Annotated in this window: 21 protein-coding genes; 7 read left to right on the forward strand and 14 right to left on the reverse strand. The window is 61.7% G+C overall.

Features of this window, described 5'->3' with window-relative positions; all coding sequences use genetic code 11:
- The first annotated feature begins 61 nt into the window (after window positions 1-61).
- On the forward strand, window positions 62-604 hold the full coding sequence (locus VWZ87_RS02595; protein ID WP_340545847.1) for a TIGR00730 family Rossman fold protein: 543 nt from the start codon (window positions 62-64) through the stop codon (window positions 602-604).
- Between the two features lie 87 nt (window positions 605-691).
- On the opposite strand, the gene VWZ87_RS02600 is transcribed toward VWZ87_RS02595, so the two are convergent.
- From VWZ87_RS02600 to VWZ87_RS02640, 9 genes are all read right to left on the reverse strand, one after another.
- Window positions 692-1,144 (reverse strand): host attachment family protein, encoded by a 453-nt coding sequence (locus tag VWZ87_RS02600; RefSeq protein WP_340545848.1) that lies wholly within the window; start codon window positions 1,142-1,144, stop codon window positions 692-694.
- Window positions 1,144-1,344: a hypothetical protein gene (locus tag VWZ87_RS02605; RefSeq protein WP_340545849.1), complete on the reverse strand. Its 201-nt coding sequence runs from the start codon at window positions 1,342-1,344 to the stop codon at window positions 1,144-1,146. The genes VWZ87_RS02600 and VWZ87_RS02605 overlap by 1 nt, the downstream gene beginning before the upstream one ends.
- A 142-nt stretch (window positions 1,345-1,486) precedes the next feature.
- Entirely contained in the window at window positions 1,487-2,086 is a 600-nt protein-coding gene (locus VWZ87_RS02610; RefSeq protein WP_102896828.1) for a superoxide dismutase, read from the reverse strand.
- Window positions 2,087-2,254: 168 nt separating this feature from the next.
- A complete protein-coding gene (locus VWZ87_RS02615; RefSeq protein WP_416534192.1) occupies window positions 2,255-2,680 on the reverse strand; it encodes a hypothetical protein in 426 nt (141 codons plus the stop codon).
- A gap of 114 nt (window positions 2,681-2,794) precedes the next feature.
- Window positions 2,795-3,250 carry a hypothetical protein gene (locus tag VWZ87_RS02620; RefSeq protein ID WP_416534193.1) on the reverse strand — a complete coding sequence of 152 codons (456 nt, stop codon included), beginning with the start codon at window positions 3,248-3,250 and terminating at the stop codon, window positions 2,795-2,797.
- A gap of 179 nt (window positions 3,251-3,429) precedes the next feature.
- Complete coding sequence (locus VWZ87_RS02625) at window positions 3,430-4,002, reverse strand: sarcosine oxidase subunit gamma (RefSeq protein ID WP_416534194.1); 573 nt, start codon at window positions 4,000-4,002, stop codon at window positions 3,430-3,432.
- The gene (locus VWZ87_RS02630) at window positions 3,995-7,027 is read right to left on the reverse strand and encodes a sarcosine oxidase subunit alpha family protein (protein ID WP_416534195.1); all 3,033 of its coding nucleotides are present in this window, start codon (window positions 7,025-7,027) and stop codon (window positions 3,995-3,997) included. Before VWZ87_RS02630 ends, VWZ87_RS02625 begins: the two co-directional genes overlap by 8 nt.
- A 58-nt stretch (window positions 7,028-7,085) precedes the next feature.
- Window positions 7,086-7,415, reverse strand: a complete 330-nt coding sequence (locus tag VWZ87_RS02635; RefSeq protein WP_340545854.1) for a sarcosine oxidase subunit delta — start codon at window positions 7,413-7,415, stop codon at window positions 7,086-7,088.
- A 33-nt stretch (window positions 7,416-7,448) separates the two neighbouring features.
- Entirely contained in the window at window positions 7,449-8,693 is a 1,245-nt protein-coding gene (locus tag VWZ87_RS02640; RefSeq protein WP_340545855.1) for a sarcosine oxidase subunit beta family protein, read from the reverse strand.
- A gap of 305 nt (window positions 8,694-8,998) precedes the next feature.
- Here VWZ87_RS02640 and ccmI point away from each other — a divergent pair, with 305 nt between their 5' ends.
- The 3 genes from ccmI to VWZ87_RS02655 are packed head-to-tail and all read left to right on the forward strand — an operon-like array spanning window position 8,999 to window position 10,958.
- Window positions 8,999-10,249, forward strand: coding sequence for a c-type cytochrome biogenesis protein CcmI (gene ccmI, locus VWZ87_RS02645; protein WP_416534196.1), 1,251 nt, complete (start codon window positions 8,999-9,001; stop codon window positions 10,247-10,249).
- Entirely contained in the window at window positions 10,246-10,719 is a 474-nt protein-coding gene (gene ruvX / locus VWZ87_RS02650) for a Holliday junction resolvase RuvX (protein ID WP_340545857.1), read from the forward strand. Before ccmI ends, ruvX begins: the two co-directional genes overlap by 4 nt.
- 5 nt (window positions 10,720-10,724) lie before the next feature.
- Complete coding sequence (locus VWZ87_RS02655; protein ID WP_340545858.1) at window positions 10,725-10,958, forward strand: DUF1289 domain-containing protein; 234 nt, start codon at window positions 10,725-10,727, stop codon at window positions 10,956-10,958.
- Between the two features lie 171 nt (window positions 10,959-11,129).
- Here VWZ87_RS02655 and VWZ87_RS02660 read toward each other — a convergent pair whose 3' ends face one another.
- From VWZ87_RS02660 to dusA, 3 genes are all read right to left on the reverse strand, one after another.
- Window positions 11,130-11,921 (reverse strand): hypothetical protein, encoded by a 792-nt coding sequence (locus VWZ87_RS02660; RefSeq protein ID WP_416534197.1) that lies wholly within the window; start codon window positions 11,919-11,921, stop codon window positions 11,130-11,132.
- 25 nt (window positions 11,922-11,946) lie between these two features.
- Entirely contained in the window at window positions 11,947-12,813 is an 867-nt protein-coding gene (locus VWZ87_RS02665; protein ID WP_416534198.1) for a sulfite exporter TauE/SafE family protein, read from the reverse strand.
- A 213-nt stretch (window positions 12,814-13,026) separates the two neighbouring features.
- The gene (gene dusA, locus VWZ87_RS02670) at window positions 13,027-14,049 is read right to left on the reverse strand and encodes a tRNA dihydrouridine(20/20a) synthase DusA (protein ID WP_416534199.1); all 1,023 of its coding nucleotides are present in this window, start codon (window positions 14,047-14,049) and stop codon (window positions 13,027-13,029) included.
- A gap of 381 nt (window positions 14,050-14,430) precedes the next feature.
- Here dusA and VWZ87_RS02675 point away from each other — a divergent pair, with 381 nt between their 5' ends.
- Window positions 14,431-18,096 (forward strand): DUF2891 family protein, encoded by a 3,666-nt coding sequence (locus tag VWZ87_RS02675; RefSeq protein WP_416547584.1) that lies wholly within the window; start codon window positions 14,431-14,433, stop codon window positions 18,094-18,096.
- A gap of 83 nt (window positions 18,097-18,179) precedes the next feature.
- On the opposite strand, the gene VWZ87_RS02680 is transcribed toward VWZ87_RS02675, so the two are convergent.
- On the reverse strand, window positions 18,180-18,854 hold the full coding sequence (locus tag VWZ87_RS02680) for a Crp/Fnr family transcriptional regulator (protein WP_416534243.1): 675 nt from the start codon (window positions 18,852-18,854) through the stop codon (window positions 18,180-18,182).
- Window positions 18,855-18,998: 144 nt separating this feature from the next.
- On the opposite strand from VWZ87_RS02680, the gene VWZ87_RS02685 reads away from it, so the two are divergent.
- Window positions 18,999-19,466 (forward strand): hypothetical protein, encoded by a 468-nt coding sequence (locus tag VWZ87_RS02685; protein WP_416534201.1) that lies wholly within the window; start codon window positions 18,999-19,001, stop codon window positions 19,464-19,466.
- A 20-nt stretch (window positions 19,467-19,486) separates the two neighbouring features.
- The gene (locus tag VWZ87_RS02690; protein ID WP_340545865.1) at window positions 19,487-19,660 is read left to right on the forward strand and encodes a DUF1328 domain-containing protein; all 174 of its coding nucleotides are present in this window, start codon (window positions 19,487-19,489) and stop codon (window positions 19,658-19,660) included.
- Window positions 19,661-19,801: 141 nt separating this feature from the next.
- Here the strand turns inward: VWZ87_RS02690 and VWZ87_RS02695 are convergent, their stop codons facing one another.
- Window positions 19,802-22,441, reverse strand: a complete 2,640-nt coding sequence (locus VWZ87_RS02695) for an ATP-binding protein (RefSeq protein ID WP_416534202.1) — start codon at window positions 22,439-22,441, stop codon at window positions 19,802-19,804.
- Between the last annotated feature and the right edge of the window lie 8 nt (window positions 22,442-22,449).

Raw genomic sequence — 22,449 nt, forward strand, 5'->3', positions numbered from 1 at the left:
GCTATCAGGGACCAAAGGACGACTTATTTCCCCGCCGAACACAACAAAAAAGGTGACTGCCATGCGTATTCATTCCGTCTGTGTGTATTGTGGATCGCGCGATGGGATCCGTCCGGCCTATGCCGAGGCCGCCGAGGCGCTCGGAACCGGCCTTGCCCAACAGGGCCAGCGGCTGGTCTATGGCGCCGGGGACGTCGGGCTGATGGGCCGGGTGGCGCGGGCGGCACAGGCGGCGGGCGGGCGCACCTTTGGCGTCATTCCCGAACATCTGGTCCGCCGCGAGGTCGCCAAGACCGACCTCAACACCTATGTGGTCACCGAAACCATGCACGAACGCAAAAAGGTGATGCTCTACAACGCCGATGCCGTGGTGGTGCTGCCGGGCGGTGCCGGCTCGCTTGACGAGCTGTTCGAGGCGCTGACCTGGCGTCAGCTCGACCTGCACCGGAAACCGATCCTGGTCCTCAACATCGACGGTTACTGGGATCCGCTGAAGGCCCTGGTGGAGCATGTGGTGGCCGAAGGGTTCGCGGGGGCCGAGACAACGGCGGCGCTCACCTGGGTCACCAGCGTCGAGGATGCGCTGACCGCGCTGCGCGGCTGATCTCGACAACAAATAACGCGGCGCATTCCTGCACCGCGTTGGTCTGTGAATTTGCCAGATAAATGCGTTTCGCGCACACCGCCGGGATCAGGCGGCCAGCTCCTGCTGAACAATCTTCTCGATCTCGTCGATCGGGTGGTTGGTCAGCGTCTTCGGGATCTCCGCCAGCACCAGATCCTGCACCTCCTTGTGCAGCTTGTCGCGCAGATTGCCGAGCACCTGCGGCGAGGCGACCAGAACGATCTTGCCCAGTTTACCCTTGTGCGCCCGCTCATAGAGCAGCTCTGCGATATCGTCGGCAAAGCGCTCCTTGGCCAGCTCGTGCCAGTCGGTATCATCCAGCGCCGAACGGTGGCCAACACCGCCGTCGTGCATCCGGCCGGGACGGTTGGCCGATTGTTCGATATCGGAGGGATTGTCCTGCTCCTCCTTGCGGCGCACCTCCAGATGCGGGTTCTGCGCATCGGTGGTGTTTTGCAGCAGCAATGCCTTTTCGCTGTCGGTCACCAGAACATATGTGCCGTGGTCTAGCTGAGCCATTATTGGTCCTCCTGCTCGTTGGATTTGGTCACCCGTGTCGCACCGGCAGGGCGTTCCTTGGCACGTTTTTCCTCGTCCTCGGTCGCCACCTCCCGGGCCAGTCGGCCACCGGTGCGCCCGCCATGCGAAACGCTGCCCTCGGCGCCCAGGATTTCCTTGGTTTCCTGACGGCCATCCTTTGATCTCACGCGGTCTGCCATGTCGGTCCTCCATTTTTGTCGGGGTTCACCAACACAACCGCCAAAGAGGCGTTTTGTTCCCCCTCGGCCCGCCCCCGCGCAATAAAGAAAGGCCCCGTCCGATACCGGACGAGGCCCAAGATCAATCACTGATCCCAAAAGATCACATGCGCGAAGCGACGTTTTCCCAGTTGACCAGATTGTCGAGGAAGTTGGTCAGATAGGCCGGACGCTTGTTGCGGAAATCGATATAGTAGGAATGCTCCCACACGTCACAGCCCAGCAGTGCTGTCTGACCAAAGCAGACCGGGTTCACGCCGTTTTCGGTCTTGGTCACCTTCAGGCCGCCGTCGGTGTCCTTGACCAGCCAGGCCCAGCCGGAGCCGAACTGACCCGCGCCTGCGGCAGAGAACTCTTCCTTGAACTTGTCAACGGAGCCAAAGCTGTCGACCAGAGCCTTTTCCAGCTCGCCCGGCATCTTGCTGTCGCCCGGACCCATCATTTCCCAGAACTGGTTGTGGTTCCACAGCTGGGAGATGTTGTTGAAGATACCGCTCTGGGCGACGGCATTTGCGTCATAGGTGCCCTTGATGATCTCTTCCATGGACTTGCCGTCCCACTCGGTGCCGGCGATCAGCTTGTTGCCGTTGTCCACATAGGCCTTGTGGTGCAGGTCGTGGTGGTATTCCAGCGTTTCTGCGGACATGCCTTTGGATGCCAGCGCGTCATGGGCATAAGGAAGATCGGGAAGTTCAAAAGCCATCTGGGCCCCCTGTATTGTCTGTTTCGTTCCTAGGCAGATACATGCGGCTGGTGCCCCCATTGGTCAAGGCCAAGCCGGGGAAACAGCTAAAAAATAACCCGGTCAGCGCGAAAAGAGGCAGCCGCCGCAGGCCGTTAGACGATCGGCCACGGATCCTGCACTGCGGGCTTACTTGCTCAGCTTGACGTTGCTGCGGGTGCACGGCCCGCTGCCGGACGGACGGTTATCATAGCCATGCACGCGCGCTGTAATCGACAGCTTCATACGCGGCTCATCCATCGTGGCCGAATAGCTTGCCTTGGCAGACCCCGAACGCGCATCAATATTATTGACGGTCCACTTCAGCTTGAGCCGGTTTTTGGAACGCAGATCGTAAGGCACGATCATCGGGGTTTTCTGTACGCTGGCAATAACGCCATCCATCACGCCCGTGACTTTCTGGTCATGATCGACAAAGACCAGAACACGCGGCGACAGCCATCCGTATTTCTCATAGGAGGTGATCTGGCAATCATAGGTCACCGGTGCCGCGACAACGGGCGCTGCGGCAAATAGGGTGCAGGCCGCCACTGCGGCTCTGATCAAAGATTTCATCGGGAATGCTCGCGCTCTCAGGAAATGGATACAGCCGCTATATCGTCAATCGCGCGCAGGTTGTGAAGTCTTTTCTATGGAATTGCCGCTACGATGCAGCCGCGACATCATCAGCTAACTTGTGACCTGGGCGCATTGGCCGATGCCGCGTGGTGATTTCTCCCCGACGCCACCGGAGATCACCTTTACCGACAGTTTCTTGTTCTGGGTGTTGAACACCGCGCGATAATGGGTTTCCACCGCGCTTGCCCCATTGCCGACCGAGGCGCTGGTGACCGTCCAGCTGACCCGGTAGGAGATATCGCTGATGCGGAAAAACCCGGCCTTCAGCGGGCGGCCGGACAGCGCACTGACATTGCCGGAATGCACCACTTCCGCCGACCATTCATCGTGGAAACGCAGGCTGATCAGCGGCGGGATCCACCCTCGGCCAGACAGCGATTTCACCTTGCAGGTATAAATCCCTTCCAGCGCCGCCGCCGAGGTCGCCAGACCGGTGCCAAGTGCCACGCAGGCAGCAAAGCCCAGCGTCCTTGCAATTGGCAGCAGCAGGTCAGCGACCTTGAACATATTAACCTCCCACCAGTTAATACAGCATAGCCCGGCTATGCAGCAGACAGATAACTCCCGAATTGGCGGTGATCATGAATCACAAATGGTGAAGAACCAACAAAGCCAAGTAAAAAGTGCCCCCGGAAATCCAGAAGCACTTTACCTGCACGTAAAACGCACCACAAGGCTAAATTGCCTTAACCAGTTAACGCACCTACCTTAGATTGTGGATGAGCGGCGGTGCATAACAAGTTGTAGACATATCCGCCCACTGAACGGAAGCAAACGATGTGAAATGCACCGTTATTGTCCAGCCAGAAGGCCGCCGCCACCTGCGCCATGCGCGTGCGGCGAAACTGGCCCGGTTTAAAGGCCTCAGCCGACATATCGACTGGGCAGATTTTCGCCAGAACTTCGCGGGCGCTGTCACCGGACAGGCGGAACAGACCACGGGCGTCGGAGACATTGACGGCCAGCGCATGTTCGCCTTTCAGCGCCTCTGCCAGATCCGCCACCTTGGCGTCAACCTCGCCGTAAGGCACCAGCAGCAGCAGCTCATCCGGCGACATCCAGGCCACACCGCCCTGCTCGGTCAGGGAGATCTGACCGCTGGTCGGCACATCCGCCCCGGTGGTGGCCTTTACCGCCGCCTTCAAGGTGGCAGAGGCCAGATCGCCGCGCAGGGTGATCATCCCCTGCAACCCGCTGTCCTCGACCTGTGCCAGACCGGAGAATTTCGCCCCATTCATTGCGCTGACAGGATCAGACATTCTGCTTCTCCCCTTCCTTGTCGTAAAAGACCTGATCGACGATCTTGGCCTTGTAGATTGTCCCGTCGGTGCCAGGGAACTCGATCACCTCGCCCATCCGCTTCGGACCATGCTTGACCAGACCCATGGCAATGCCACGGCCCAGATTGGCCGAATAATAGGTCGAGGTGACGCGCCCGATGGTGTTTTTCTGGCCATTGGCGTTGACACCATTGCCGACCGCATAGGCGCCATCCGGCAGGACCGACCCGTCTACGGTTTCCAGACCCACCAGCTGCCAGCGGTCGGGATCGGCCATGTGGCTGCGGGAATGTGCGCGTTTGCCGAGGAAATCCTCTTTCTTCTTCGACAGCGCCCAGTTGAGCCCCAGATCCTGCGGGATAACGGTCCCGTCAGTCTCGTCGCCGATCATGATAAAGCCCTTTTCGGCCCGCAGGATGTGCAGACATTCGGTGCCATAAGGCATCACCCCAAATTCCTTGCCCGCCTCCATCAATGCAGTCCAGAACGCCAGACCTTCGGAGGCCGCAACCGCGATCTCGTAGGACAATTCGCCCGAGAAGGAGATGCGGTAGGCCCGCGCCTTGAAGCCGCCGATTTCCCCATCACGCCATTCCATGAAGGGCAGCGCCTCCTTCGAGACATCCATACCGCCGCCCGCTTTTTCATTCAGCTTTTCCAGCACCTTGCGGGCGTTGGGGCCAACGACGGCGACCTGGGCCAGCTGTTCGGTGACATTGGCAACATAGACCTTCCAGTCCCACCATTCGGTCTGCAGCCATTCTTCCATGTGGCCATGGATCCGCTCGGCACCGCCGGTGGTGGTGTGGCAAAGCCAGGTGTCCTCTTCGATCCGGGCAACCACGCCGTCGTCGATCAGGAAACCGTTCTCCGAACACATCAGACCATAGCGGCATTTGCCCGGCTTCAGCGTCGACATCATGTTGGTATACATCATGTCGAGGAACTTGCCCGCATCCGGCCCTTTGACGACCAGCTTGCCGAGGGTCGAGGCATCCAGCAGGCCGAGGTTCTCGCGGGTGTTCTTCACCTCGCGGTTCACCGCGTCATGCACGCTCTCGCCGGAGCGAACATAGGCGTAGGGGCGACGCCACTGGCCAACCGGTTCCCAATCCGCCCCGTTGCTGTCGTGCCAGTCATACATCGGCGTCTTGCGCAGCGGCTGGAAGATATCCCCGCGGGCCTCACCGCCGATCGCCCCCATCGAAATCGGGTGATAGGGCGGACGGAAGGTGGTGGTGCCCACTTGCGGGATTTCAGACCCCAGCGCATCAGCAAGGATCGCCAGACCGTTGATATTGCTCAACTTGCCCTGATCCGTCGCCATGCCCAGCGTGGTGTACCGCTTCGTATGTTCGACGCTTTCGAACCCTTCGCGCGCGGCCAGCTGCACATCCGACACTTTGACGTCGTTCTGATAGTCCAGCCAGGTTTTCATCCGCAGCTTGATGTCGGCCTTGGCAGGCATCAGCCAGACCGGCTCCATCGCCGTCTCTGTCGGGGCATCACCAACGGGCGCGGTGCCTGCCTTGACCTTGCGGCCAGCAGCCTTCGCCGCCGCCTCGCCTGCGGCCTGCGCATCGCTCAGCGCCTCCGCCAGACCAGCGGCGCCATTGGCAGCCCCCGCCGCAATCACAAAACCCTTGCCATCCGCACCCAGCGGCGGACGGGTGGCATCGGGGCGGAAGTTCGCATGGGTCTGATCCCAGACCAGCTTGCCACCGCAATGGGACCACAGATGCACCACCGGCGACCAGCCGCCGGACATCGCGACCGCATCGGCCTCGACCTCCTCCTGAGCACCGCCCTCGCCGTTCTGGGCGCAGATCGCCACCGAGGTGACGCGCTTGCCGCCTTTCACCTTGGCAATGGCCCGGCCACATTCGACGCGGATGCCCAGCTGACGAACCTCTTCCATCAGCGCGCCGCCGCCGCTGTCGCGGGCATCCAGCACGCGCACCACCTCGACACCCGCAGCATGCAGCGCAATCGCTGTGCGATAGGCGTCATCATTGTTGGTGGCCACAACCACTTTCTGGCCGGGTGTCACCCCCCAGTTCACCGCATAGTCGCGCATTGAAGCCGCCAGCATCACGCCCGGCACATCATTGCCCGCAAAGGACAAAGGCCGTTCAATCGCACCGGTCGCCGTCACAATCTGGCTGGCCCGGATCCGCCACAGACGGTGGCGCGGACCACCCTGCCCCGGCGCATGATCGGTCAGACGCTCATACCCCAGCGCATAGCCGTGATCATAGACGCCCGCGCCCATGCAGCGGTCGCGCAGCAGCACATTGTCCATGCCCCGCAGCTCGGCGAGGGTTTTCTCGACCCAAGCGCCGGGTTCCATCCCGTCGATGGTGCCGCCATCAACCGGCGCGCGGCCGCCCCAATAGTTGTGCTGCTCCAGCAGCAGAACCTTGGCACCGGACATCGCCGCAGCCTTGGCCGCCTGCAAACCCGCAACACCACCACCAATCACCAGCACATCGACGAAATAATAGAAATGCTCGTAAGTGTCGGCGTCCTTCAGCTCCTTGTCGGGCGCTTTGCCCAGACCGGCGGACTGACGGATGATCGGCTCGTAGACATGTTTCCACAGCGGACGCGGGTGGATGAACATCTTGTAGTAGAACCCCGCAGGCAGGAACCGCGCCAGCGCGTTATTGGCCACGCCCACGTCGAACTCAAGGCTCGGCCAATGGTTCTGCGACTGCGCCGACAGGCCCGAGAACAGCTCGGTCGTGGTGGCGCGCTGGTTGGGTTCAAACCGGTCGCCGGTGCCCAGACCCACAAGGGCGTTGGGCTCTTCCGGGCCAGCCGCAACCAGACCGCGCGGGCGGTGATATTTGAACGAGCGGCCAACCATCATCTGGTCATTGGCCAACAGAGCCGACGCCAGCGTGTCGCCTGCATAGCCTTTCATCCGCTTGCCGTTGAAGGTGAATTCGATCGGTTTGGAGCGGTCGATCAACCGGCCGTTTTTGGCAAGGCGCGTGCTCATGTGGCGGACCTTTCGCAAGAGAGGGCGACGAAAAGGGAGGTAACGTTCAGACAGGCGATCATTTCAGATCCCGCCATGTCCAGCCGGGACGCTTGGCCGTGACCGCATCCAGAATGTCCTTGGGCGGCTCGGTGGTCTGGGCGCTGTAGGTGCCAAAAACCTCAAGCGTGGTGGTGCAGCGCGCAGCATGAAACCACTTGCCGCAGCCATTGGCATGGCGCCAGCGCTCAAAATGCACGCCCTTGGGGTTTTCGCGCATGAACAGATAGTCATGAAACTCGTCATCCGACGAGCCGGGACCAAAACGCTTCAGATGCGCCTCGCCACCAGCGGCCAGTTCAGTTTCTTCGGCTTTGACGCCGCAATAGGGGCATTCAAGGATCAGCATTGTGCTTGCTCCGTAAAATTGAATTCTGCAGCGTTAGTGCGCCACACCGGCGGCGACGCTCTCGTCGATGAATTTGCCTTCCTTGAAGCGCATCATCGAAAACTCTTCGGCCAGCGGCGAATGACCTGTGGCCATCAGCTCGGCCATCGCCCAGCCAGAGCCCGGGATCGCCTTGAAGCCGCCGGTACCCCAGCCTGCGTTGACAAAGATATTGCCGACCGGTGTCTTGGAGATCAGCGGCGAGCGGTCCCCGGTCACATCCACGATCCCGCCCCACTGGCGCAGCATCTTCAGACGGCTGACCATCGGGAAGGTCTCGTTGAGCGCGCGCACGGTTTCCTCGATATGATGGAAAGATCCGCGCTGGGTGTAGTTGTTGAACCCGTCGGTGCCGCCGCCGATGACCATCTCGCCCTTGTCGGACTGCGACATGTAGCCATGCACGGTATTGGCCATCACAACCACATCCATGCAGGGTTTGATCGGCTCGGACACCAGCGCCTGCAACGCCACGCTTTCCACCGGCAGACGGAAACCCGCCATGTCCGACAGATGCGAACAATTGCCCGCAACCACCATGCCCAGCTTGTCGCAGTCGATGGCGCCCTTGGTGGTGTCGACGCCAACCACGCGGCCATTCTCATTGCGCACGCCGGTGACTTCACACTGCTGGATGATGTCCATACCCATGTTGGAACAGGCCCGCGCATAGCCCCAGGCCACCGCATCGTGACGCGCGGTGCCGCCGCGTTCCTGCCAGAGGCCGCCCAGAACCGGATAGCGCGGCCCTTCGAGGTTGATGATCGGCACCAGCTCCTTCACGCGCGCAGGCTCGATCCATTCGGTCTGCACGCCCTGCAGGGCATTGGCATGGGCGGTGCGCTTGTAGCCGCGCACCTCATGCTCGGTCTGCGCCAGCATGATCACGCCGCGCGGGCTGAACATCACGTTGTAGTTGATGTCCTGGCTCATCGTCTCATAGAGCGAGCGCGCCTTCTCATAGATCGCCGCCGAGGGATCCTGCAGGTAGTTGGAGCGGATGATGGTGGTGTTACGCCCGGTATTCCCGCCGCCCAGCCAGCCCTTTTCCAGAACGGCGACATTGGTGATGCCGAAATTCTTGCCAAGGAAATAGGCTGTGGCCAGACCATGCCCCCCGGCCCCGACGATGATCACATCATAGTGGCGTTTCGGTTCAGGCGAGCGCCAGGCGCGTTCCCATCCGGTGTGGTAGCGCAGCGCCTCACGCGCGACAGCAAAGGCAGAATAACGTTTCATGGGCGAATCCGTGGTTCGAGACTGCTACCGGGTATGCACCACAGATCGCCCCGGACTGCGCCGTTTATCGTCGCAATCGTGCATGGTTGCGACATGCGGACCCAAAGACGACGCGCCGCCGCCGCTATGCCAGCCAATTTGCCAGCAGGTTTGCCCGCCGCTTTGCCCGAAGCTGTAGGCTGAGCTTTGCCTGTGCTTTGGCGCGCAGGCGGCCCTCCGACCAGCCGGGACAGCGCGCCGCAGCAGTTAGGCCTTTTTTCCGCGCCTGCGCCCCTATACATGAGTGTGAAACTGCGGGAGCCGCCATGACCTTCTGGATTGTCATCAGTCTTATCACGCTGGCCACGGCCATTCTGCTGTCCCTTGTGCTACTGCGGGGCCGTGACAGCGGCGCGCCTGCTGCGGCCTATGATCTTCAGGTCTATCGCCAGCAGCTGCGCGACGTGGACAAGGATCTGGCGCGTGGCGTGCTGCAGGAGGGTGACGCCGAACGGGTCCGCACAGAGATTTCGCGCCGCATCCTGACCGCCGATGCCCAGGCGCAGGCCGCCGCCACCGGCCGCTCGCAGCCGCGCCTGCTGACCGGCGCAACCGCTGTTGTGCTGACCACTGTGATCTGCGCCGGCACCTATCTGCTCTATGCCAATCTCGGGGCACCCGGATACAGCGATCTGGGCCTGCAGCTGCGGATTGATGCCGCCGCCGAACGCGCCGCCAGCCGCCCCTCGCAGGCCGAAGCCGAGGCCGACGCCCCCGCCCGCCCCGAACGCGTGGTGGACCCCGGATACGCGACCCTGGTCGATCAGCTGCGCGAAACCGCCGCCGCCCGCACCAACGACGCCCAGGGCCAGGCGCTGCTCGCCCAGCATGAGGCGAACCTCGGCAATTTCGCCGCCGCCGCACAGGCCAAGGCCAACTACATCCGCATCATGTCCGGCGACGTCGAGGCGCGCGATTTCGGCGAGCTGGCAGAGCTGCAGATCATGGCCGCAGGCGGCTATGTCTCCCCAGAGGCCGAGGACGCCCTGCGCACCGCACTGACGCTCAACCGCTTTGATGGCGGCGCGCGCTACTACTGGGGGCTGATGATGGCGCAGATCGGCCGCCCGGACCTCGCCTATGAGGTCTGGAGCGAGACCCTGGCCATGGGCCCTGAGGACGCCCCCTGGATCACCGCCATCTCCGCCCAGATCGAGGATATCGCCTATCGCGCCGGGGTCGACTATACGCCGATCGCCCCCGGCAGCAGACCGGCCCCCGGCGGAACCCCGGCGCTCTCCGGTCCCAGCCAGGACGATATCGCCGCGGCCGGGGAGATGAGCGCGCAGGAACGCCAGCAGATGATCCGCGGCATGGTCGAGGGGCTGTCGCAGCGGCTGGCCGACAGCGGCGGCACACCGCAGGAATGGGCGCGGCTGATCGGCGCCCTTGCCGTGCTGCAAGAGACCGAGCGCGCGCAGGCGATCTACGCGGAGGCACAAGAGGTCTTTGCCGAGATGCCAGAGGCGCTCGCCACCATCACCGAAGCCGCAAAAAAAGCAGGACTGACCCAATGATCCATGACGACTTCGAAGCCTTCGCCGCAGCCGTCCCCGCCTTCACCCCGATTGCGGGGCTGGATTTTGGCGACAAAACCGTTGGTGTCGCCATCTCCGACCGTATGGGCACCGTGGCGACGCCGCTGGAAACCATCCGGCGCAAGAAATTCACCCTGGATGCCGACCGCCTGTTCGAGATCGTCAAGACCCGCGAGGTCGGCGCCCTGCTGCTGGGGCTGCCGCGCAATATGGACGGCTCCGAAGGGCCGCGCTGCCAGAAAACCCGCGCCTTTGCCCGCAATCTGGCCAAGCTGACCGAACTGCCGATCGGCTTCTGGGACGAAAGGTTGAGCACGGTCGCCGCCGAAAGGGCGCTTCTGGAGGCGGATACGAGCCGAAAGCGTCGCGCAGAGGTGATCGACCATGTTGCCGCATCGTATATCCTGCAAGGGGCGCTGGATCGCATGCGCCATATCAAGGCGGGATAAAACGCATGAGTGACGAGGTCTGGAAACGTGACGAGGTGCAGTCCCCCTGCATCCAAATCTGTGTCGTCCACCCCGAGGCGCGGATCTGCACCGGCTGCTATCGCTCCATCGACGAAATCACCCGCTGGTCAAAGATGAGCAACGAAGAACGCGCCGAGCTGCTCGCAGCCCTGCCCGACCGCGCCAAGGAGCTAACCAAGCGCCGCGGCGGCCGCAGCGCCCGCCTAAACCGCAGCTAACGCGGCGCGCGGCACATGTCGCGCGGCAACGGATAGCGGGCTGACAGCGCTCGGCCTTTGCCCGCCAATGGTTGCGCACGCGCCGGTAACCTTCTGAAAATCATGCGGAATAACTGCTGACCCATTGTTTCGCACGCGAAACATTCAGGCAGGGATGCTGACCTTTCCCGGCTAGCCCTCCGCCAGCCACCTCTGGGTCCAATCCGCCAGCTCGGGGCGGAAATAGGCGATCATGCGGCCCTCTTCGGGGGCGCTGGCCCCCTCGGGCCATGGCGCGACACCATGCAGGCACAGCCGGTGCATCAGATAGGCCTGACCGGGGCGGGCTGAAACCGTGATCCTTGGGCAGGTGTCAAACACCTCCCGGCGGGCAGCGGTATAGGCGTCGGTCACATCCACTTCGCCCCATTGCTGCGCAGGGACGCCCTGAAACAGCGCTGCAAAGGCGCGGCGCATGATCACATGGCTGCCCTCCCAGATCACCAGCGGCGAAGCATCGGGACTGCTGACATTCAGCGGCAGCCCCAGCACCCAGGCATGGGGTTCCTCGACCCGGCGGCGGCGGGTCTCCCCGAACATCTTCACCCCGTCCACATGCGCCGCGTCGCGGTTGATCCGGTAGCGCAGCGCCGCCTCCCCCTCACCGGGGCGCGGCCGTGGATAGCCCGGAAAGACAGAGGAGACCTGCGCGCGATGCAGATCCGGCAGGCCGCCAAGATGGGCGCTGATGAAGTCGATGGCGGGGCCGGCCAGCGGCGGCCCCTCCGGCAGCTGGCCGCGCCCGTCATTGGGCAGCGCGTCAACACCGATGAACCAGGTGCCCTCACATTGCAGCCAGTCGGCATTGGTCGGATCGTTGAGGGCCCGGATCCCGGCCTGACGGGCGTGGCGCGCCCAGGCCAATGTGGCAGCATGGGCCGGAAAATCACACCACCCCTTTGTCAAGAACCGCTGCCAATCCATTGCAAAACCTTACCAATACCTGAAATCAGAAGCCCAGAGACTTGCGCAGCATATTAAGCGCGACAAGGATCAGAAAGACTGCAAACACCCGTTTCAGCGGTTTCGGATCCATCGCATGGGCCAGCTTCACCCCCCAGGGAGCGGTGATCAGCGTCATCGCGATCACCACCACAAAGGCAACCATATTGACCGCCCCCAGCGTCAGAGGCGGGCGCGCCGACGGATCAATCGGCAGGAACAGAAAGCCAATCACCGACGGCACTGCAATGATGACACCAAAGCCCGCCGCCGTGGCCACAGCCCGGTGAATGGGCGTGGCATGCAGGCTCATCAATGGCACGCCAAAACTGCCGCCGCCGATGCCCATCAACACCGACAGGAACCCGACCATGGGGGACAGGATGATGCGGCGCGCGCCCTTGGGCATCTCGTTGCCCAGCCGCCAATCGGAGCGGCCAAAGGCCATGTAACAACCAATCACCAGCGCCAGCACGCCAAACAGCGCCTGCAATGTGGTTGACCGCAAAGACGCCGCAACGGTGACTCCGACGATGGCGCCGATGGCAATTCCCGGCCCCCAGCCGCGCAGGATGTCCCAATCCACGGCACCCTTCTTGTTGTGGCTCATCACCGAGCGCAGAGAGGTCACGATGATCGTAGCCAGAGACGTTGCCAGACACATCTGCATCAGCTGGTCGCCCCCATAGCCCAGCGTCTGAAACACGTAAAAAAACGCAGGCACCAGAACGATGCCGCCGCCAACCCCCAGCAGGCCCGCCAGAACCCCGGCCACCGCGCCTGTCACGATCAAGAGACCGGCCATCTGCGCCAGCACGGCAGGCTCCGGCCAGAGGGTGGCAGTGGTCACAAGACTGGTTGTCAGGGCTGACATCGGCGGCTCTCCTCTTACCCGGATCAGCGGCCGCAGACCGCCCCCATCCGCAGCGGATATGGGCGGCTGTCTTGCGCTGACATTCCCATCCCCTAGCATGGGCGGGCAAAAATTGTCTCAGGAATTCGTGCGGCTTAGCAGCTTGTGGCGGTGACCCGTGGTCGCAGGGCTGCGCCGGTGGATCCGCGCCCTGCCCCTCCGCGCGCCGGTGGATCAGGCCGCGAGGCCCGTCACCTGCTCCAGGGCGGTCTCCACCAACCTTGTATCTGCGCCCGGTCGGCTGGCGCCTTCGGACAGCACCCGCCGCCAATTGCGCGCCCCCGGACGGCCTGCAAACAGCCCCAGCATATGCCGGGTGATCTGATGCAACCGCGCACCTTGCGCCATCTGATCGTCGATATACCCCAGCATCTGCCCGACAACCGCGACCGGATCGGTTCCACTGCCGCTGCCAAAAATGAGCGGATCCGCCTGTGACAGGATATCGCTGGGCTGATGATAGGCGGCGCGACCGATCATGACGCCGTCAAGGCCCCGTTCCAGATGCAGAAGCGCATCCTCCAGACGTGCGACCCCTCCGTTGAGCGAGATATGCAGCTGCGGGAATTCCGCCTTCATCTGATGCACGATCTCGTAGTCGAGGGGCGGGATATCCCGGTTTTCCTTGGGGCTCAGTCCCTTTAGCCAGGCTTTGCGCGCGTGGATCGTCACCCGCTCGCAGCCCGCTGCCGCGATCCGTTCAAGAAAGGCAGGCAGCACCTCCTGCGGGTCCTGGTCATCAACGCCAATGCGGCATTTCACCGTCACCTCGACATCGACCTTTGCCCGCATGGCAGCAACACAATCGGCCACCAGATCCGGCGTTTTCATCAGCACGGCGCCAAAGGCCCCCGACTGCACCCGGTCGCTCGGGCAGCCACAGTTGAGATTGATCTCATCATAGCCCGCCTCGGCGCCGAACACGGCAGCCTGCGCCAGCTCCTCCGGGTCAGAGCCACCCAGTTGCAGCGCCACCGGATGCTCTTCGGCACTGAAGTCCAACAGATGCAACGCCCCGCCCCGCACCAAGGCAGGTGCCGTTACCATCTCGGTATAAAGCAGCGCCTCACGGCTCAGCAGCCGGTGCAGATACCGGCAATGGCGGTCGGTCCAGTCCATCATGGGCGCCACGGAAAGACGCGCCGCGTTCCGAACTTCGGAAAACCTTTTTTCTTCTTGGTTTTTCGAGTTTTCCATTGTCACCGTTTCCCTCGATCTGGCCCGATTCAGCCCCGTTATCGGGTGCGGCGCTACAGACTGTAGCACCGACGGCGCCGTGTAGCACTGTTTCCACCCCAAGTTCCAGCACCCGCCTGCAAGCGCTGCTAAGCCATTGTCCCCATCTGTTCTGCCCCTGAAGACGCAAGCGGACTGATCAGCTCGGGCCGATCAAATGGATTGGGCGCGTTCTGGAAACAGTCCGGGTTTTCTAGAAAAATTTAGCTAAACATTGATCATTATTATTAACCATTTCCGGGCAATTTGGCCCAATTTTCTCCATAAATCTATTGATGCCCTGCTTTCGTGCTAGACGATTTGAAATCCGTTAATTCACGATTTCCGTTGTACGAAGGAAAGATGATGCCCGTAAATCCGGTGAACCCCGTCAGAGGAACAGTCAACGCAGACACGATCATGGGCACGGCGGGCGCGGATACGCTCGTTGGGCTGGGGGGCGACGACAGCCTGATCGGAGATGCGGGCAATGATTCACTTGTCGGCGGCAGCGGGAATGACACGCTGCGGGGGGGGCACGGCGACGATACCCTCATAGGCGGTGACGGCGATGACGAAATCGAGGGGCTATACGGCAATGATGTGATCGACACAGGCGCGGGCAATGACCATGTTTTTGGCCGCGACGGTGATGATCTTATCTTTGGGCGCAGTGGTGACGACCATCTGATTGGCAGCATTGGCACCGACACTGTCTATGGCGGCGACGGCAATGACGTGCTGGCCGGCAGCCAAGGCAATGATGAGATCCATGGCGGGAACGGAAACGACATCGCGTTCATCGGTACGTTCGAAGACTCCGACCGGATTTTCATGGATGCGGGCGATGATATTGTCGATGGCGCCCTGGCCGGTTCGTCGTTTTATGCAGAAGGCGGCTCGGGCAGCGACACGATGACCGCAGGTGTTGGCAACGACACGCTGCTGGGCGGCAGCGGAGATGACCTGCTGAGCGGCGGCAGCGGCAATGACCTGCTTTCCGGTGGCGGCGACAGCGATACAATTTCCGGCGGCGATGGCGACGATATCTTTCTGATCCAAGACGTGCCGGGCCGCCTGTTGATCACCGATTTCGGCGCAAATGGCGCTGCGGATATGATCGATCTGTCGGATCTGACCGGCTATGGTTCAGCGGAGGCGGTGTCGTCCGGCATGACCTTCGGCCCCTATCAGACCACGTTGAACCTCAATGTCACCGGTGGGGAGCTGGTGATCACGATCCAGCATGAAACACCCCTGACAGCGGCGGATCTTGGGCTGTCTGGCGCCTTGACCGGTACCGACACCGGCGAAGGTCCGACCGAATTCGGCGGCGGTGATACCGGCAGCGGTGGCACAGGCCCCGACACACCTCCGCCTGATGTCGACACAGGCACAGGCACAGGCGGAACTGGCGGAACTGGCGGAACTGGCGTCACCTATACGCTGGCCGGGCAGGACGCTGCGATATTCGTGGTTGATCCTGACACTGGCGATGTCTCCTATCAGGATTGGTTCACGCCAAATTACGAAGAGGTCTGGGACCTGGACCGGGACCATATCTATGAAATCTCTGTCATCGGGACCGATGCGAATGGTGCCGAAGTCAGCCAGCAGAACCTGGAACTGGTTGTCAGCGAAACCGGTGCCACCTGGCAGGACGCCACTGGCGACATCCCCAATCCTGGCAACGGCGGCTCGGATCAGCAAGACCCCGGTGCAGGCGTCTGGGAGGGGGAAAACGCTGCCGGTGTAACCTACACGCTGACGGGGCAGGACGCCGCGATATTCCTGGTTGATCCTGACAGCGGCGATGTCTCCTATCAGAGCTGGTTCACGCCCAACTACGAAGAGGTCTGGGATCTGGACCGGGACCATATCTATGAAATCTCTGTCATCGGGACGGATGCGAATGGTGCCGAAGTCAGCCAGCAGGACCTGGAGCTGGTTGTCAGCGAAACCGGTGCCACCTGGCAGGAAGCCGGAGGAGACACCTCCGATCCTGACGACGGTGTTACCGACCCGGGTGATCCTGTGCTGGAGACGGATTACCTCAATGGCGATGCCGATGATGAGCTGTTGACCACCTTTGATGCGTTGGCCGACCGGTATCTTGACGCACGGGGTCATGCCACAGCGCCGATTTTCAATGGCTCGGTTGACTGGCATTCCAGCGTGCATGCCCATCTGGCCAATGTTGCGGCCTATGAGGCCACAGGTGATCAAGCCGGGTTGCAGGCCTTTGCCGATGACTGTTTTTCCGCCGAGGACGTGCAGGGCGAAATCGACCTTACCCATAACGACCCTTATGGCTGGGCGTGGCTGCTGAAACTGGACACCAAGCTTCAGGACAATGGCATCGACAACCTGGCACCTGCCGGTGATCATTTTGCCGCCGAACTGGAGGCCCGGCTGTCCCAGCGCATTGAAGCCGGAACATCCGATGCGGGTACGGGCTCCTACGGCGATGCAAACTGGCAGATCGCAAATCTGATCCAATACGCCCAGCATCAAAACGATGCACCGGCTGAAGCGCGTTACATGCAGATGTTTGAGCAAATTCAGTCGGATACGAATGTATCCGGGGAGACGGAAATTGATGAGGGCGATTTCTTTTCGTCGCTTTCGCTCTCGGCCTATGCCCATGTGATTGCGGGAGAAACAGATACGGCGCTGTTTGACGACATCCATACCCAGATGTTGCAGAGCGTCACCGATGGTTCGCTTGAAGAGCTGCTCGATACCGAAGGTGCACGTCTGGATGCGGGGGTCGGGTTTTCGCATTCGGCTGGTATCGCGATCTCTTCGGCCTATGGCTATTGGGCGATGTTTGCCGAAACAGAGAACCCGGCCTTTTATCATGCCTATTCGAATGTTGTGGAATGGACCGAAACTTATGCTGCGGAAATGGGCGCCAACATCGGGCCTGGCCATTGGCTGCCGAACTTCGCGTCTTTTGCAGCCGACCTGCCGACGCAGCTGCCGGTGGCTGACCCGGATGGCAGCCTGACCACGCAGATTGATGACTGGGTGCCCGGCGCCGGCGGCGATGGTGCAGATATCCTGATCGGCGGCAATGACAATGATCTGCTTTCCGGAGGGGCGGGCGATGATCTGCTGGACGGCCAGGGCGGCAAGGATACCCTGGACGGCGGCACTGGCGATGACACCCTGCGTGCCGGTTTTGACGATGGCACCGGCGATGTCTTTATCGGTGGCGCGGGCAGAGATACCTATGACATCGCAAATTCCGATGTCAGCGTTTATGGGTTCAATATCGATCTCCGAGATGGCACGGATCAATACGGCAATACCTACTCGGGTATCGAGAACATTCTGGGCAGCGATACGAATGATCGGTTGCTTGGCAACGGCTCGCGCAACTATCTGCATGGCGGCAATGGCAATGACACGCTTTCCGGGCGGTATGGCGCTGATGTGCTCGACGGCGGCAACGGCAAGGACATCCTGCGGGGCGGCCACGGCAACGACACGTTGCGCGCGGGTTTTGACGACGGAACCGGCGACGTGTTTGATGGTGGTGCGGGGAGCGATACCTATGACATCGCGAATTCAGATGTTCGCGGCTATGGCTTCAACATTGATCTCAACACGGGAACGGATCAGTACCACAACAGCTACACCCGCATTGAAAACATTCTGGGCGGCACCGCCGATGACACATTGCGTGGCGACGATGCGGACAACTACCTGAATGGCGGCGACGGCGATGATATCCTCAATGGCCGCGCGGGTGATGATGTTCTGACCGGCGGCGCAGGGAACGACGTCTTTGCCGTGACGGCGGATACCGGGTCAGTGCAGATCACCGACTTTGGGCAAAACGGCGACGCTGATCAGATTGATGTCTCTGCTCTGACTTCTTTCTTCGCCGATCCCCAAGCCCTGATGGCAGCCTTGAGCCATTCCGACGGGCAGACCAGTTTCAATATTGAGCTTGATGAGGGAACCAGACTGGTGACGATCCAGTCCGATCAGGAGCTTGAGGAAGAAGACTTCATCTTCTGATCGGGAGAATGGCAGGTAGGGTTCGAAAGCTGCTGCGGTCGCTGTAGGCGCCGCACCCTGCCCTCGTCCAGGCGGCTGATCGGTCAGATCAGCGGGCGCGTTTCGGGTTTTTCCAGATCGACAAGCGCCAGGTCTGCCAGCGCCTGAAGATCCGTGATCGACAAGAGCCCATTCTGCCATTCGGCAAGGCCCGCATCCCGCAGCACCTTAAGCCGCTTGTTGGTGTGGACCAGCGACAGACCAAGGGCATCCGCCAGATCCTGCTGACGATAGGCCAGCGGAACCGTATTGCCGACCTCAAGACCGACAGCGCGCAGCCGCAGGTAGATTTTCACCAGCGCCCAGGCAATCCGCTGCGAAGCGTCGCGCTGCCCGAGCGAAGCGATGGTCTCGCCGAGGAAATGCTCCTCCACGGCGGCGATCCAGGTCAGATCATAGGCCCGCGCCGGGTTCTGTTCAAACAGGCGAAAGGTCTCGGACCGGCGAAACACGCAGAGCGTCATTGCTGTTGTCGCCTCGACCGAATGTTTCATCTCCCCCATAAGACCGGCCTGCAAACCAATGAAATCACCAGGAAAAATAAAGTTGATCACCTGCCGACGGCCATTCTCCAACGTGGTGTAGCGGGTCCCCATCCCTTTTAGCACGGTGTAGAGCTGCGGGCTGTTTGACCCTTCCAGCAGGATCGTGGTGCCCGGATCGACAACCAGTTCGCCGGTCTTGAACCCTTGGGTAAACGCCAGCTCCTGCTCCGTCATCGGCGTGAACACATCACGATGCCGCAGGGGACAATCTTTGCAATCGGTGGTCGACACTGGATTATTCCCTAAATGGTATGTCACAGATTAATGCGAGCAGGCTGAATTCGGCGCAGAATGCACGAAACGAAGGTCTATCAGCTTATGCAAGACGATGTTCCGGTCAATACGACCGCTGCGGAAACCCCAATTTATATCATTGCAACACAGGATCATCTGACCACCTGCGATATCTCAGATACAATTCATGAATGCGAGACCAACGCCGAGGTGCTGTGCCATCCGTCGATTGACGCGGCCATGCCGGATATCTGCAAGAGCCACACTCTGGCCGTGGTCTTTGCCGAGGTCGGCAGCGCACAGATCGACCAGCTGAAACTGGACGAGATCATTGCGGCGCGGTCTGGCACATTGGTTCTGATGGGCACCCGGGCTGAGGCTGAACTGGAGCTTGCCGACATAGGCACCTACCCCTGGCCCGTGCTGTTTCGCCCGTTTTCGGCGTCAATGATCAAGAGCTGGCTGACGCCGCGGCGCAAGGGGGCCAGCAAACCTGCCGGGAACAATTCGCAAGCTGAAACGTTGTCTCCTCATCTGCGGATCGTGGACTAACCTTTTGGAGGAGAGAGAGAATGCTTGGTTGGGCAATTACATTTCTGGTCGTGGCGCTGATCGCGGCCCTACTCGGATTTGGCGGCATCGCCGGGGCATCGGCAGGCATCGCCAAGATCCTGTTCTTCATATTCCTGGTGCTGTTCGTCGTGGCCATGGTCATGCGCGCACTCAAGGGTAAGCCGCCGGTCTAAACGCCGTCTGGCCAAATCCCGCCGGTTTTAGCCCCGCATGGGCTGGCATCTCATGACCTGATAGCCGGTGTTACATGTCTCGGCGCGCCAATACCTCTTCTGGGTCAGCGGCGCGCCGTTTTTGCTTTTGCACGCGGCTGCTCAGCCGGCCGCCTTGCCGGGAAGATATCCACCGATTTCCGCGCTCGCCTGTTCCCACTCGGCCATGAGGGGCATCAGATCGGGCATGGCGTCCATCTCCGAATGTTCAAGCGTCAGCAGAGCCTCCCGCAGCGCGGTAAAGCCCAGCACCGCGGCGGAACCAGCGAGCCTGTGTGCCTCCTGCCGGTGCGCCTGCCCCAGCTCATCTGCCGCGCGCAGATCGGTCAGGAACTGATCGACCTCGCCACTGTAGCCGTGCAGGAACTGCGCCCCACGTTCAGCACCAAGTGCATGAAAAAATTGCGTTATGTCCGATTGCCCCTCGGCTGGCTGCGGTGCAGGCTGCGCCATGGGCATTTGGCTGGGAGGCGCGGCAGGCAGCTGTGCGGGCGGCTGTCCGGCGACCTCTTTTGCGGCGCTGCGTTGCATTCTGGCGCGGCGTGAAATCACCTCTGCCAATGCCTGCTTGCTCACCGGCTTGGTGACCACTTCGGCAAGCCCGCCTGCCAGGATTCGTGCGTGATCCTGCTGCCCGACATGGGCCGTCAGCGCGACAATCTGCGTGCCCTCCGCCAGCGCCTCGGCGCGGATGCGGCGGGTGGCCTCGATCCCGTCTACTTCAGGCATGCTGATGTCCATCAGGATCAGGTCAAAATCCTCGCGCCGTGCGGCCTCCACCCCTTCGGCGCCCCCCTCGGCCAGCACCACCTCATGCCCAAGCGTGATCAGCATCCGTTCGACAAGAATACGATTGATTTCATTGTCTTCGACCACAAGGATCCGCGCGCACTGTGCCTCATCCGCGGCTGTATCGCCGGGCTGCGGAGACGTCTGTTCCGCATTCGCAATCAGCGGCGTATCGGGGGTCGCCTGACCGATCCGCCCGCGCCCGTCCGAGGCCGGCAGTGGCAGCGAAATGGTGAACAGGCTGCCCTCCCCCAGCTCACTTTCGCAGGTGATCTCGCCCCCCATCGACACCACGATACGACGGGTGATCGCAAGACCCAGACCGGTGCCTTCGCTGCTGCGCGCATAGCTGGCGTCCAGCCGGATGAAATCTTCAAAGATCCGGTCCAGATCATGCTCAGCGATGCCAGCCCCGGTGTCGGCAATGCAGATCTCCACGGTATCGCTGCCCCTCACTCGCAGCACGTCGATTGACACCGCGCCATCGGTGGTGAACTGCAACGCGTTTTCAACAAGGTTGACCAGCACCTTCTTCAGAGCGACGGGGCGGCCGAGGACTTCGTCACAGGGGCCAAGGCTGCAATGCAGGCTGAGATCGTTGCGGCCGCGGCGCGCCACGGCCTGATGGGTATCGACCAGTTCCTGCACCAGATCGCAAAGATCGAAGATGCGCTGATGTTCATATTCGACGCCGGTTTCCAAGTGTGACAGCTGCAGGACGTCGTTGACATGGGCCATCAGGCGATCGCCGGAGTCGCGGATCGCCGACAGGTATTCACGCTGATCAGCGGTGAGCGGCGTGCCGTCCAGCAGCTCAACCGCGCCCAGAACACCGGTAAGCGGCGTCCGCATTTCGTGGCTCATCACCGTGAGGAGATCCGCCTTTGCCCGTTCACCGGCCAGCGCCTCGTCGCGGGCGCGCGTCAGCGCCTCCTCCGCGGCGATGCGGTCAGAAATATCGCGCAGGTAGCTGACAAAGACGGTTTCTTCTGCCGACTGGCTGGCCGTAATCGACAGTTCCACCGGAAAGACCTCGCCGGATTTACGCTTTGCTTCCAGCTGGATACGCCCCTGCCCGATGACCTTGGGCGTCGCCCCGGACCGATAGGCCTGCATGCCCTGCTCATGGGCGTCGCGCAGGTGATCGGGGACAATCAGATCCGCCATATCGGCGCCCGTCGCCTCGCCCCGCGAATAGCCAAAGATCGTCTCGGCGGCGCCGTTGACCTCCTGAATGCGCCCGTCGTCACCAACCACCAGAATGGCATCCAGCGATGATGTGATCATGGCGCGCATCCGGCTGACGGCAAAGCGTGTGCGCTCCGCCAGCCGCTTGCCGCGCTGGTAAAGCCGTCCCATCATCAATGCCGTCAGCCCCAGCGCCACACAGAGCGCGAGGACCACCCACGCCAGCCGTGACAGGATCGCAAAGAGGTTGAGGCGTTTTTCCTCGGTTGTGCGGGCATGTTCCGTCAACCCGGCCAGCGCCAGAACACGCAGATCGGCGCGATTGTCCCGCAGCATGTCCCGCACCTGGGGCAGCCCGAACAGGAGTACCTCATCCGGGCCGTCGATATAGGTGATCAGCCGGTCGATCCGCGACATGACCCGCGCCAGAACCCGGGCGTTTTCGGGTTCGTCCCGCACCGGTTTGAAGGTGCGGCTTTCGCGGATGGTGGCGACCCGGCTGTAGAGGATGTCGAATTCGCGGCGGACCTGAGGCAGATCCTGCTCACTCCGGGCGGAGAGCACCGCGTTTTCCAGTTTCAGCTGTTCGATTTCGGCCTGTGACAGGGTCCATTGCAGGCTGTCGGTGGCGGCGGTTGACAGGCCATCCAGACGCACCAGCACCTCGCGCCCCAGCCGAACGGACTGCACCGCGAGCAAGGCGAGAACCAAGCCCACGGTGATGAGGACGCTGCGCGACAGCAGAGGGTTTTCCCTGAGCCGCACCTATGAAA

The organism is Phaeobacter sp. JH20_37, from assembly GCF_048056015.1.
Taxonomy (GTDB): Bacteria; Pseudomonadota; Alphaproteobacteria; order Rhodobacterales; family Rhodobacteraceae; genus Phaeobacter; species Phaeobacter bryozoorum.